Annotated in this window: 12 protein-coding genes; 11 read left to right on the top strand and 1 reads right to left on the bottom strand. The window is 70.0% G+C overall.

Annotation, left to right across the window (positions count from 1 at the left end; all coding sequences use genetic code 11):
* Positions 1 to 45: 45 nt before the first annotated feature.
* The 4 genes from ACZ63F_RS14965 to ACZ63F_RS14950 all read left to right on the top strand — a co-directional run bounded on the left by ACZ63F_RS14965 (position 46) and on the right by ACZ63F_RS14950 (position 2,995).
* Entirely contained in the window at positions 46 to 495 is a 450-nt protein-coding gene (locus ACZ63F_RS14965; RefSeq protein ID WP_469711198.1) for a MarR family winged helix-turn-helix transcriptional regulator, read from the top strand.
* Positions 496 to 632: 137 nt separating this feature from the next.
* Entirely contained in the window at positions 633 to 1,520 is an 888-nt protein-coding gene (locus ACZ63F_RS14960; protein ID WP_469711196.1) for a LysR family transcriptional regulator, read from the top strand.
* An 84-nt stretch (positions 1,521 to 1,604) separates the two neighbouring features.
* On the top strand, positions 1,605 to 2,384 hold the full coding sequence (locus ACZ63F_RS14955; RefSeq protein ID WP_469711193.1) for an inositol monophosphatase family protein: 780 nt from the start codon (positions 1,605 to 1,607) through the stop codon (positions 2,382 to 2,384).
* Positions 2,381 to 2,995 carry an NAD(P)-dependent oxidoreductase gene (locus ACZ63F_RS14950; RefSeq protein ID WP_469711192.1) on the top strand — a complete coding sequence of 205 codons (615 nt, stop codon included), beginning with the start codon at positions 2,381 to 2,383 and terminating at the stop codon, positions 2,993 to 2,995. Before ACZ63F_RS14955 ends, ACZ63F_RS14950 begins: the two co-directional genes overlap by 4 nt.
* 113 nt (positions 2,996 to 3,108) lie before the next feature.
* On the opposite strand, the gene ACZ63F_RS14945 is transcribed toward ACZ63F_RS14950, so the two are convergent.
* Entirely contained in the window at positions 3,109 to 3,957 is an 849-nt protein-coding gene (locus ACZ63F_RS14945) for an SCO2400 family protein (RefSeq protein WP_469711190.1), read from the bottom strand.
* A 201-nt stretch (positions 3,958 to 4,158) separates the two neighbouring features.
* Between ACZ63F_RS14945 and ACZ63F_RS14940 the strand changes: the two genes are divergently transcribed.
* The 7 genes from ACZ63F_RS14940 to ACZ63F_RS14910 all read left to right on the top strand — a co-directional run bounded on the left by ACZ63F_RS14940 (position 4,159) and on the right by ACZ63F_RS14910 (position 12,711).
* Positions 4,159 to 5,316, top strand: a complete 1,158-nt coding sequence (locus ACZ63F_RS14940; protein ID WP_469711187.1) for a mandelate racemase/muconate lactonizing enzyme family protein — start codon at positions 4,159 to 4,161, stop codon at positions 5,314 to 5,316.
* Positions 5,313 to 6,320, top strand: coding sequence for a zinc-dependent alcohol dehydrogenase (locus ACZ63F_RS14935; protein ID WP_469711186.1), 1,008 nt, complete (start codon positions 5,313 to 5,315; stop codon positions 6,318 to 6,320). The genes ACZ63F_RS14940 and ACZ63F_RS14935 overlap by 4 nt, the downstream gene beginning before the upstream one ends.
* 114 nt (positions 6,321 to 6,434) lie before the next feature.
* A complete protein-coding gene (locus ACZ63F_RS14930; protein WP_469711184.1) occupies positions 6,435 to 7,412 on the top strand; it encodes a hypothetical protein in 978 nt (325 codons plus the stop codon).
* A 134-nt stretch (positions 7,413 to 7,546) separates the two neighbouring features.
* Positions 7,547 to 8,656, top strand: coding sequence for a multiple monosaccharide ABC transporter substrate-binding protein (gene chvE, locus ACZ63F_RS14925; protein WP_469711183.1), 1,110 nt, complete (start codon positions 7,547 to 7,549; stop codon positions 8,654 to 8,656).
* Positions 8,657 to 8,700: 44 nt separating this feature from the next.
* A complete protein-coding gene (gene mmsA, locus ACZ63F_RS14920) occupies positions 8,701 to 10,263 on the top strand; it encodes a multiple monosaccharide ABC transporter ATP-binding protein (protein ID WP_469711180.1) in 1,563 nt (520 codons plus the stop codon).
* On the top strand, positions 10,260 to 11,504 hold the full coding sequence (mmsB, locus tag ACZ63F_RS14915; protein ID WP_469711178.1) for a multiple monosaccharide ABC transporter permease: 1,245 nt from the start codon (positions 10,260 to 10,262) through the stop codon (positions 11,502 to 11,504). The genes mmsA and mmsB overlap by 4 nt, the downstream gene beginning before the upstream one ends.
* A 52-nt stretch (positions 11,505 to 11,556) precedes the next feature.
* Positions 11,557 to 12,711: an aldose epimerase family protein gene (locus ACZ63F_RS14910; RefSeq protein WP_469711176.1), complete on the top strand. Its 1,155-nt coding sequence runs from the start codon at positions 11,557 to 11,559 to the stop codon at positions 12,709 to 12,711.
* Positions 12,712 to 12,920 lie beyond the last annotated feature (209 nt).

Raw genomic sequence — 12,920 nt, 5'->3', positions numbered from 1 at the left:
TCCTGAATATTTCAGGATGTCAAGTAACGCGGTACCCTGGACCGCATGTCGTCCACACGGTCCACTCCCGCGCCGACCCGCCGCCCCGACGCCCTGACCCTGGAGGTCGTCGAGCTCATCGGGGACGTCGTGGCCCGTTTCTACGCGGACTACGAGGAGGCGGCGGGCGAGCACACGCTCACCGGGGCGCAGGCCCGGCTGCTCAGCCTGCTCTCGCTGGAGCCGCTGCCGATGCGGAAGCTGGCGCAGAAGCTGAAGTGCGAACCGTCCAACGTGACGGGGATCGTGGACCGCCTCGAGGCGCGCGGGCTCGTGGAGCGGCGGCCCGACCCGGCCGACCGCCGGGTGAAGCTGGCCGCGGCGACGGACGAGGGGCGCCGGGTCGCCCGTGACCTGCGCGAGGGGCTGCGCTTCGCGCGGGAGCCGCTGGCGGGGCTTTCGGACGAGGAGCGGCTGTCGTTGCGGGATCTGCTGCAAAGGATGCTCGACGCGTGACGCTCCGCCGGTCGGGCCGTTCGTTCACCGCGGGCCGGTGGGGGCCGGCCGCGCAGTTCCTCCCCCAGCCTTCGGCCGGGGTCACCCCCAGCGCCCTTTACGGGGCGCACCGAGCCGGGCGCGCCTAGAGTCGCCGGATGCAGATGGATCTCAATCTTCTGACGGTACTCGACGCGCTGTTGGAGGAGGGGAGTGTCACGGGGGCCGCGGATCGGCTGCGGCTCTCCGCGCCCGCGGTCAGCCGGAGTCTGGGGCGGATCAGGCGGCTGACCGGCGATCAGATCCTGGTGCGCACCGGCCGGACGATGACGGCCACGCCGTACGCGCTGGCGGTGCGGGCGGACCTGCACCGGCTGGTGCAGGAGGCGCAGGGGCTGCTGGCGCCGCAGCGGCGGCTGGATCTGGCCACGCTGGACCGGACGTTCACCCTGCAGTTCCACGACGCCGTCACCACCGCGATCGGCCCCGGGCTCCTGAAGGCCGTACGGGACCAGGCGCCCGGTGTGCGGCTGCGGTTCCTTGCCGAGGCGGGTACGGACACGAACGACCTGCGGCACGGACAGGTGGACATCGAGGTGGGTGCCAACGAGCCCGTCGCACCCGAGATCCGTTCGCAGGCGCTGGGCGAGGACCGGCTGATGGTCGCCGTGCCCGGGGACCGTCCGGGCGAGCCGCTGACCCTCGCCCAGTACGCCGCGGCCGACCATGTCCTCGTGTCCCGGCGGGGCCGCCTGCGGGACCCGGTCGACGACGCCCTGGCGGAACACGGTCTCCGGCGCCGCACGGTCGCCGCGGTGCCGACGGCCGCGGCCGCACTCGATTTCGCGCGGAGCAACGACGTGCTGGTGACCGTGCCGGCGCGGATGTGCGGGGAGGCCGTCGCACGGCACGGGCTGCGGCTCGCGGAGCTGCCGGTGACCGTGGCACCCGTACCGCTGATCGCGGCCTGGCACCAGCGTTACGAGGGCGACCACGCCCACCGGTGGCTGCGTGAGCAGGTCAAGGCCATGATTGCGTCTCGGTAAATCCAGAGTTGAGAACGTTGCACTGGACGCAACGTCATCCGGACTCTTCACTGGTGTCAAGGCCAGCGAAGGGGAGGAAAACCCATGGAACTCCTGGGGAAAGTCGTCGAGATCGCCCGTGAGGCGGGCGAGCGGCTGCTGAAGACGTACTCGGCCGAGGCGCGCCCGAAGAGCCGGACCGACATGTACACCTTCGGCCGGCAGATCGAGGGCGGCACCAGCGCATACCTGGAGGCCGCGCTGCGCGAACTGCGGCCCGGGGCGGGCTGGGTCACCGACGAGATGGAGGGCGGCGACCTGCCCGCCGGCGAATGGTGGGCGACGGACGGGATCGAGGGGGGTGTCAACCACGTCCACGGGCTGCCCGAGTGGTCGGTCAACATCACGCTGCTCCGGGACAACGTCCCCGTGCTGACCGTCGTGCGGATGCCGGTGCCGGACCTGACCTACACCGCCGTACGGGGCGAGGGCGCCTTCCTCGACGGGGTGCGGCTGCGCGTGTCGGAGAAGCGGAGCCTGGACGCGGCGGTCGTGACGGCCAGTCAGGCTCCGGGGAGCCCGGAGGCCAACCGGCGCTTCGGCGACGCGGTGGCCGCGCTGATGGGCGTGTCGCTGCTGGTGCGCAACACCATCCCGACCACGTTCCCGCTGCTCGCCGTCGCCTCCGGGCAGTACGACGTCTTCTGGCAGTACGAGCCCGACCTGCCGGGTGTCGCGGCCGGTGCGCTGCTGGTCTCCGAGGCCGGCGGGACCGTCACCGACCTGCGCGGTGAGCCGTGGCGGCCGGGCAGTGCCGACGTCCTGATCGCCGCGCCGGGGCTCCACGAGGCCGCCCGCGCCGTCCTGAACGGCGCCGCGTCGTGAACGTCACGATCCTCGGCGCGTCGGGCGGCACGGGACTGCAGCTGACCCGGCAGGCCCTCGAACGCGGCCACACGGTGGTTGCGGTCGCCCGCGACCCGGGGCGGATCTCCGTGCCGGACGAGACCCGGCTGACCCGGATCGCCGCGGACGTGCTCGACGCGGCGCGGGTCGCCGAGGCACTGCGGGACAGCACGACCGTGCTGTCCGGACTCGGCATCAGCGGCGGCAGCGGGCCGGGCGTCCTGACGGCGGGCGCGCGGGCGGCCGTCGACGCGGGCGCCCGGGTGATCTGGCTCGGCGCCTTCGGCACGGGCGCGACCGCGCAGGCGGCCGGCGGGTTCACCCGGAACCTGCTGCGGACGTTCATGAAGTCGGAGATGAGCGACCGGGTGACGGCGTGTGAGGTGGTGACCGCCGCCGGCGGCACGGTGTTCCACGCGGGTCCGCTGGCGGACACGCCGCTGAGTGCGGGCCGGCGCACGCTGACCGTGGCGGAGGTGCCGAGGAGGTTCTTCCCGGCGAGGGTGGGGAGGGCCACGGTGGCGGCGGCGATGCTCGACGAGGCCGAGAACGGGAGTCATCCGGGACGGACGGTGATTCCGGTGGACTGAGTCGGTTGTTCGCCGGGTTTGCTCCGGTGGACGGGTCGGGTGCGGGCCGGTGGGGAGTGGTCGCGCCCACGCGGCGGAGCCGCACGTGTCACAGCCCCGCGCCCCTTACGGGGCTACGTGCACCACCACAAGAACCGGTTGCACGTCTGACTCGGGGACGGGTCCGGGGATGGATGCGAGGTCGTCGGGTCTGCCGTCGGGGTCGATGCGCCCGTGGTGGTCGGGGTCGTCGCCGGGGACGTGACCGTGCCCGGACCCGTCGACGCCGACTGCTCCTCCGTGTCCTTCGGGGAGGCCGAAGGGGAGGCGGACGCCTTGTCCTTCGAGGAGGACGGGGACGGGGAGGCGGACGGGTCGGCCGAGGCGGAGTCCGTCGCGCCGGTCGCGCCGGAGGTGTCGCCCAGGGGCTGGGCCGTGGTGGTCGGGGACGACGTCGACGTACCGCCGTCTGTGGTGTCGCCGCCCGCCGAGGCCGGACCGGGGCTGGTGAACGGTATGGCGTCCGTGCCGAGTTCGGCGAGACTCAGGCCGCCGGCCGCCAGCACGCACGCCGCGACCACCAGCAGGACCCTGCGGCGCCGGCGCCGATGCGCCGCGGCTTTGCGGTCGCGACGGCTCCCGTCGGGGGCGGACTGCCACTCCTCGGGATCCTCGCCGAGGCTCTCGGCGGCCTGCCCCCGGCTCCGGCCGCCGCGCCCGCGCGCCGCCCGCCGCCGCTCGGCCCTGCCGCCCGACGCCGGTCCGTCGGCCTCGTCGGTCTCGGCCTTCGTCTCGCCCGCCGGGCCGACGTCGTACCCGTTGTCGGTGAACTCCGGCTCCGTGTACGGGGTTTCACCGGGAGTGACCGGTCCGGAGGTGGCCGCTCGCGGCGCTGACGCGCGTAGCGTCTCGGCGGCGGTGCCGCACCCCGGGCAGGCAAGGGCGCCGTTGAGGTGCCGTCGGCACGGGTGGCAGTAGTCCATGACGCGGGAAGACTAAGTTCCCCACCGGTCACATAACCAGCCACCCCTGTGAAGGTTCTGTGGGGGACCGAAAAACCTCTCGCAAGCCTTGCCGAAACTGTTACCTGTTCGACCCATTGACACCCCTACCGCCCCGTCCTTACTGTCACGCCAGCATTTCGAACGTGTGACGAAATCTCGAACAGCTGAGGGGCAACTGCCGTGCGCATCACCGGAATCAGCACACACGTGGTCGGGACGCCGTGGCGCAACCTGACGTACGTCCAGGTGCACACCGACGAGGGGATCACCGGAGTCGGCGAGACCCGGATGCTCGGTCACACCGACGCGCTGATCGGCTACCTGCGAGAGGCCGAGGCCAACCACATTCTCGGATCGGACCCGTTCGCGGTGGAAGACCTGGTGCGCCGGATGAAGTACGGCGACTACGGCCGGGCGGGTGAGATCGTCATGTCCGGTATCGCCGTCGTCGAGATGGCGTGCTGGGACATCAAGGGCAAGGCGCTGGGCGTGCCCGTGTGGCAGCTGCTCGGCGGGAAGGTGACCGACAGGGTCAAGGCGTACGCCAACGGCTGGTACACGACGGAGCGGACGCCCGAGGCCTACCACAAGGCCGCCCAGGGGGTCATGGAGCGCGGGTACCGGGCGCTGAAGATCGACCCGTTCGGTACCGGGCACTACGAGCTGGACCACGAGCAGACCCTGTACGCCGTGTCGCTCATCGAGGCCGTCCGGGACGCCATCGGGCCGGACGCCGAGCTGATGCTGGAGATGCACGGCCGGTTCTCGCCCTCCACCGCGGTACGGCTGGTGCGCGAACTCGCGCCCTACAAGCCGGCCTGGCTGGAGGAGCCCGTGCCGCCGGAGAACCTGAAGGCGCTGGAGAAGGTCGCCGCCAAGGTGGACATCCCGGTCGCCACCGGTGAGCGCATCCACGACCGCATCGAGTTCCGCGAGCTCTTCGAGAGCCAGGCCGTCGACATCATCCAGCCGGACGTCGGCCACATCGGTGGAATCTGGGAGACCAGGAAGCTCGCCGCCACCGCCGAGACGCACTACGTGCTGGTCGCCCCGCACAACGTGGGCGGCTCGGTGCTGACCGCCGCCTCCCTCCAGGTCGGGTTCACCTCCCCGAACTTCAAGATCCTTGAGCACTTCAACGACTTCGCCGACGCCGAGATCAAGAAGGTCGTCAGGGGGGCGCCGGAGGTCGTGGACGGGTACTTCCAGCTGTCCGACGCGCCGGGGCTCGGGGTCGAGTTCGACGCCGACGCGGCCGCCGAGTTCCCGCAGCAGCAGGCCCGTTTCGACCTGTGGGCCGAGGGCTGGGAGCAGCGCAGGCCGAAGGGCACGAAGTGAGCGCGTCGCAGGTCGTCGTCGAGGCGCCGGGCGCCCACCGGGTCGAGGAGCACACGCCCCGCGAGCCGGGTCCCGGCGAGGCGCTGGTCGCCGTGCACGCGGTCGGGATTTGCGGAAGCGACCGTGAGGTGTACCAGGGGAACCGGCCCGAGGGGTACGTCCGGTACCCGTTGACGCCGGGCCACGAGTGGTCGGGGACGGTACGGGCGGTCGGCGCCGGGGTCCCCGCCTCGCTCGTGGGCCGCAAGGTGGTCGGCGAGGGGTTCCGGAACTGCCAGGTGTGCGACCGCTGCCACGCCGGCGAGACCACCCTGTGCACCGACGGCTACGAGGAGACCGGCTTCACCCAGCCGGGCGCCATGGCCGCCACCCTCACCCTCCCGGCCCGGCTGCTGCACGCCCTCCCGGACGACGCCGACCTCACCGCCGCCGCCCTCCTCGAACCGGCCGCCTGCGTCGCGGCCGCCGCGCTCAAGGGCAGGGCCCAGCCGGGCGAGCGGGTCGCGGTGGTCGGCACGGGGACGCTCGGGATGTTCGCCGTGCAGTTCCTGCACGCGATCTCGCCGGGCGAACTGCTGGTGGTGGGGACCACGAACGACCGTGAGGCCCTCGCCCGGCAGTTCGGGGCGACCGGCTTCCGCACGAAGGACCAGGAACTGCCCGACGACTTCGACGTCGTCATCGAGACCGCCGGGTCCGCGTCCGCCGCGCGCACCGCCGCCTTTCTGCTCAGGCGCGGCGGACGCCTGGTCCTGACCGGTATCCCGGCCGCGGGTGCCGACGGCCTGGACCCGACCGACCTCGTCGTACGGCAACTGGAGGTGCACACCGTCTTCGGGGCGCCGCCGGACGCCTGGGCGCACACGGTCCGGGTCTTCGCGGCCGGCCTCCTCGACCCGTTGCCGCTGGTCACGCACGAGCTGCCGCTGACCGAGTTCCCGCACGCCATCGAGCTGGTGGGGGCCGGTGATCCGAAGGTGGGCAAGGTGCTGCTCCGCCCCTAGTCGTACGCCGGCCGCGGCGTGCCCTGATCTCGCCGTGGCCGGCGTACCACCACAGCCTTTTTTCTGCCCCGAGCCGCGAACCTTGTCCGAAATACCGAACACGAAGGACAGCTTGTGACGACCGACGCTTCCGTTACGGCGGCCCGCCGACCCGGTGAGCAGGCGCTCGCCGCCCTCGGTCTGGGCGCGCCCGCCCTCGACCCCGCCGACGCCTCCGCCCACAGCTTCCCGGGCGGCGGGAAGTGGCGCACCGAGATCCCCTCCTGCGAGGGTCCCGAGGCGCTGGCCGTCGTCCTCAAGGAGTCCTCGCGGCTGGACGTCCCGATCCACCGGATCAGCCAGGGCAGCGGCGTGTGGATGCTCACCGACGCCGAGATCACCGAGATGGTCGACGCGACGAACGAACGGGACATCGAGCTCTGCCTGTTCACCGGCCCGCGCGGCACCTGGGACATCGGCGGCTCGGTGCGGTCCGACTCGCGGGGGGCCGGACTGCGCGCCCGCGGCCACGACGCCGTCGCCGGGTGCGTCGAGGACGCGGTACGGGCGACCGAGCTGGGCGTCAAGTGCCTGCTCGTCGCCGACGAGGGCGTGCTGTGGACGCTGCACCGGGCCCGGCAGGCGGGGATCATTCCGGCCGACACGACCCTGAAGGTCTCGGCGCTGGTCGGTCCCGTCAACCCGGCCTCGTACGCCGTCTTCGAGCGCCTCGGCGCCGACTCGATCAACGTGCCGAGCGACCTGACGCTCGATCACCTCACCGAGATCCGGCGGGTGTCCGGCGCCCCCATGGACATGTACATCGAGGCTCCGGACGACCTCGGCGGCTACATCCGGATGTACGAGGTCGCCGAGCTGATCAGACGCGGGGCGCCGGTGTACCTCAAGTTCGGCCTGTCCAAGGCCCCCGGCATCTACCCGTGGGGCAACCACCTGCGGGACGTGACCCTCAGCACCGCCAAGGAGCGGGTGCGGCGGGGGCGGCTCGCCCTGGACCTGCTGGCGCGGCACGGGGCGGACGGGGACATGGCGCCGCTGGGGTCGCGGCTGCCGGGGGCTTTGAACCGGTTCCCGGTCGAGGGTTCTGCCTGATGAACGTCGGGGACTGCGGGTCGTTCGTGGCTGGTCGCGCAGTTCCCCGCGCCCCTTACGGGGCGCTGCCCCTCGGGGCGCTTCACAACCTTGCTTGACACATCTCAACGACGAGAAGAACAGGGACCGATCACATGCGCACTCGTAGAAGCGCCCTCACCCTCATAGCCGGGGCCGCCTCGCTCGCCCTGACCCTGTCCGCCTGCGGCCAGAGCAGTGAAGGCGGCAGCAAGGAGGACAGCGGCAGTGCCAAGGGCGGCACCATCGGCATCGCGATGCCGACCAAGTCCTCCGAGCGCTGGATCGCGGACGGCAAGAACGTCGTCAAGGACCTGGAGTCCAAGGGCTACAAGACCAAGCTGGTCTACGGCGAGGACGACCCGGACACCCAGGTCTCGCAGATCGAGAACCTGATCACGCAGGGAGTCAAGGGCCTGATCATCGCGGCCATCGACAACAAGTCCCTGAACAACGTGCTCCAGGAGGCGGCGGACGCCCACATCCCGGTCATCGCCTACGACCGGCTGATCCTCGGCACGAAGAACGTCGACTACTACGCGTCCTTCGACAACGAGAAGGTCGGCGTCGAGCAGGGCACCTACATCGTGCACAAGCTGGGTCTGGACAGCGGCAAGAAGGGCCCGTTCAACATCGAGCTGTTCGCCGGCTCGAACGACGACAACAACACCAAGTACTTCTTCAACGGCGCGATGAGCGTGCTCCAGCCGTACATCGACAAGAAGCAGCTGGTGGTCAGGTCCGGCCAGACCGCGCTGAACAAGGTGACCACCCTGCGCTGGGACGGCGCGACCGCGCAGTCCCGGATGGAGGACATCCTCACCTCCTCCTACAAGTCCGCCAAGGTCGACGCGGTGCTCTCGCCGTACGACGGCATCTCGATCGGCATCATCGCCGCGCTGAAGTCGGACGGCTACGGCTCCAGCAGTCAGCCGCTGCCCGTGATCACCGGGCAGGACGCCGAGCTGGCCTCGGTGAAGTCGATCATCGCGGGCGAGCAGACGCAGACCGTCTACAAGGACACCCGGCAGCTCGCCAAGGTCGCCGCGACCATGGTCGACGACGTCCTGAACAAGAAGACCCCGCAGGTCAACGACACCAAGACGTACAACAACGGCACCAAGGTCGTGCCCGCCTACCTGCTGCAGCCGGTGAGCGTCGACAAGTCCAACTACGAGGAAGTCCTCGTCAAGGGCGGCTACTACACCGACGCCGAGCTCAAGTGACCTCCGTCCCCCACACGTTGTCCTACTGATTGGAAGGCACGACCATGGCGGGACCCGTCCTGGAAATGCGCTCGATCGTCAAGACCTTTCCCGGCGTCAAGGCGCTGTCGGACGTCACGCTGACCGTCCGCCAGGGCGAGGTCCACGCCATCTGCGGGGAGAACGGCGCCGGCAAGTCGACCCTGATGAAGGTCCTCTCCGGCGTCCACCCGCACGGCAGTTACGAGGGGGACATCCTCTTCGAGGGTGAGCTCTGCAGGTTCGGGGACATCCGGGCGAGCGAGCAGCGCGGCATCGTCATCATCCACCAGGAGCTGGCGCTGTCGCCGTACCTCTCGCTGGCGGAGAACATCTTCCTCGGCAACGAACACGCCAAGGGCGGGTTCATCGACTGGCGGGAGACCCTGCGGCACGCCACCGAACTGCTGCGCCGGGTCGGTCTCGACGACCACCCGGAGACCCGCGTCACCGACATCGGCGTGGGCAAACAGCAGCTGGTGGAGATCGCGAAGGCGCTGTCGAAGAAGGTGAAGCTGCTCATCCTCGACGAGCCGACGGCGGCCCTGAACGACGAGGACAGCGGCAAACTGCTCGACCTGATCCTGGAGCTGAAGAACCAGGGCATCACCTCGATCATCATCTCGCACAAGCTCAACGAGATCCGCAAGGTCGCCGACTCGGTGACGATCATCCGGGACGGCCACTCCATCGAGACCCTCGACGTGAAGTCGAAGGAGACGACGGAGGAGCGGATCATCGCGGGCATGGTCGGCCGCGACCTCGACCACCGCTTCCCGGAGCGGACCGCGTACGAGGGCGAGGAGGACGCGGCACCGGCCCTGGAGATCCGCAACTGGACCGTGCGGCACCCGATCGACCAGGAGCGCAAGGTCGTCGACGACGTGTCGATCCACGTCCGGCGCGGCGAGATCGTCGGCATCGCGGGCCTGATGGGCGCCGGCCGCACCGAACTCGCGATGAACGTCTTCGGGCGGACCTACGGCCGCTACGACGGCGGCACGGTCCTCAAGGACGGCACGGAGATCCGTACCAAGTCGGTCGCCGAGGCGGTCCGGCACGGCATCGCGTACGTCACCGAGGACCGCAAGCACTACGGCCTCAACCTCATCGACACCATCAACCGCAACATCTCGCTGACCGCGCTGAACAAGGTCGCCAAGCGCGGGATCGTGGACGAGCACGAGGAGCGCCAGGTCTCCGAGGGCTACCGCACGTCCATGAACATCAAGGCGCCGACGGTCTTCGAGCCGGTCGGCAAGCTGTCGGGCGGCAACCAGCAGAAGGTCGTCCTCAGCAAGTGGATCTTCGCCGGTCCGGACGTGCTGATCCTGGACGAGCCGACCCGCGGCATCGACGTCGGCGCCAAGTACGAGATCTACACGGTCATCGACCAGCTCGCCGCCCAGGGCAAGGCGGTCGTCTTCATCTCCTCCGAGCTGCCCGAACTGCTCGGCATGTGCGACCGCATCTACACCATGGCCGCGGGCCGCCTGACCGGTGAGGTGCCCAGGGCCGAGGCCACGCAGGAAGTGCTGATGCGCCATATGACGAAAGACAAGGCGAAGGACAAAGAGGTAACGCGATGAGCACGGATGTCACCGCCAAGAGCCCGGCGCCCGCGCCGCCGGGCAGGAGCGGATCGGCCGCCGACGGGAACCTGCTCCAGCTGGTCCTCGGCGGGCTGCGCCGCAACATGCGCCAGTACGGCATGCTGATCGCGCTCGGCCTGATCGTCGCCCTGTTCGCGGTGTGGACCGACGGCGACCTGCTGCTGCCGCGCAACGTCTCCAACCTGGTCCTGCAGAACAGCTACATCCTGATCCTGGCCATCGGCATGATGATGGTGATCATCGCCGGGCACATCGACCTCTCGGTCGGCTCGCTGACCGCGTTCGTGGGCGCCTTCGCGGCCGTCCTGACGGTCAACCACGGGGTGGCCTGGCCCGTCGCGCTGATCCTGTGCCTGGTGATGGGCGCCGTGGCCGGCTCGCTGCAAGGGTTCCTGATCGCCTACCTGGGCATACCGTCGTTCATCGTCACCCTCGCCGGGATGCTGCTCTTCCGCGGTCTCACCGAGATTCTGCTCCAGGGCCAGACCATCGGCCCGTTCCCGAACGGGCTGCAGAACCTGGGCAACGGCTTCCTCCCCGAGGTCGGTCCGAACACCAACTACCACAACATCACGCTGCTGCTGGGCATCGTGCTGATCGCCGCCGTGGTCTGGCAGGAGTTCCGGGACCGGCGCCGCCAGCAGGAGTTCGCGCTGGAGGTACCGCCCACCCGGCTGTTCCTGCTGAAGCTGACCGCGCTGGTCGCCGCCATCCTCGTCATGACCATGCTGCTGGCCAGCTACAAGGGCGCCCCGATCATCCTGATCGTCCTCGGCGCGCTGGTCGTCGGCTACGGCTACGTGATGCGCAACGCGGTCTTCGGGCGGCACATCTACGCCATCGGCGGCAACCTGCCGGCGGCCAAGCTGTCCGGCGTGAAGGACAAGAAGGTCTCCTTCTACGTCTTCCTGAACATGGGCGTGCTCGCGGCCCTGGCCGGCCTGGTGGTGGCGGCCCGGCTGAACGCGGCCTCGCCGAAGGCGGGCGACGGCTTCGAACTGGAGGCGATCGCCTCCTCGTTCATCGGCGGCGCCTCCATGAGCGGCGGTGTCGGCACCATCCTCGGTGCCATCATCGGCGGTCTCGTCCTCGGCGTGCTGAACAACGGCATGAACCTCCTCAGCGTCGGCACCGACTGGCAACAGGTCATCAAGGGCCTCGCCCTCCTCGCGGCGGTCGGCTTCGACGTGTGGAACAAGCGCAAGTCCGGTTCGTAGTCAGCGCGGGCCCCGCCGGAAGGCGGGGCCCCTCCTTCGTAAGGAGCCGCACATGGAACTGAACAGACGCACGGTCATCGCGGGAGCCGCGGCAGCAGGCCTGGCCGCCACGACCCTCGGCACGGGCACCGCCGAGGCCGCCTCGGCAGGCAGGAAGCCGGTCAAGGAGCTCTTCGGCACCCTCGCCGACGGGACCAAGGTCCACCGCTGGTCCCTGGAGAACGGCGGCACCCGCCTGAAGGTCCTCTCCTACGGCGGCATCATCCAGTCCCTGGAGATCCCCGACCGGCACGGCAGGTACGCCAACGTGTCGCTCGGCTACGACAACCTGGCCGCGTACGTCGCCGGGACCACCTTCTTCGGCGCGACCATCGGCCGGTACGGGAACCGGATCGCCAAGGGCCAGTTCACCCTCGACGGCAAGAGCTACCAGCTCTCCGTCAACGACGGTGTCAACAGCCTGCACGGTGGCGCCAAGGGCTTCAACACGAAGGTCTGGGACATCGAGGGCTTCACCTCGGGCTCCGACGTCGGCCTGCACCTGCACTACACGAGCGTCGACGGCGAGATGGGTTATCCGGGCACCCTCAGGACGAAGGTCACCTTCACCCTGAACCGGCACGGCGACTGGACCATCGACTACGAGGCCACCACCGACAAGCCGACCGTGGTCAACCTCACCAACCACACCTACTGGAACCTCGCCGGTGAGGGCAACGGCACGATCGAGGACCACGAACTGACGATCGCCGCCGGTCGCTACACGCCCACCGACTCGGGCCTGATCCCCACGGGCGAGCTGGCCACGGTCTCCGGCACCCCCTTCGACTTCCGCAAGGGCAAGCCGGTCGGCCGGGACATCCGCGCGGGTCACCCCCAGCAGGTGCAGGCCAAGGGCTTCGACCACAACTGGGTCCTGGACAAGGGCGTCACGGCGAAGCCGGAGCACATCGCCACGCTGCGCGACCCGCGCTCCGGCCGCACCCTGAAGATCGCCACGGACCAGCCCGGCCTGCAGTTCTACTCGGGCAACTTCCTCGACGGCACCCTCACCGGCACCTCCGGCCGCACCTACCGGCAGGGCGACGGGCTGTGCCTGGAGACCCAGCACTTCCCGGACTCGCCGAACCACGCGAGCTTCCCGTCGACGGTGCTGCGGCCGGGGCAGGTGTACAGGACGCGGACGGTTCACTCGTTCGACGCCTGAGGTGGGACGGCGTGGGCGCGGCCGGTAAGGGGCTGGTCGCGCCCACGCGCGTTCGGTTCCAAGAAGAAACGTAAACCCACACTTTTTTCACACGGGTTGAACAGCGCCGCACCCGCCGCCGTACTCAAGGGCGGCCCGTGCTCCCCCGCGCGGGCCGCCCAAGACGACGGGCCCGGACGTCCCCATCGGGCCCGCCTCATACGGAGGTT

Source organism: Streptomyces sp. NPDC104761, assembly GCF_055583445.1.
The sequence above is the reverse complement of the archived record's forward strand: the minus strand, read 5'-3'. Positions and strand labels throughout refer to the sequence as shown.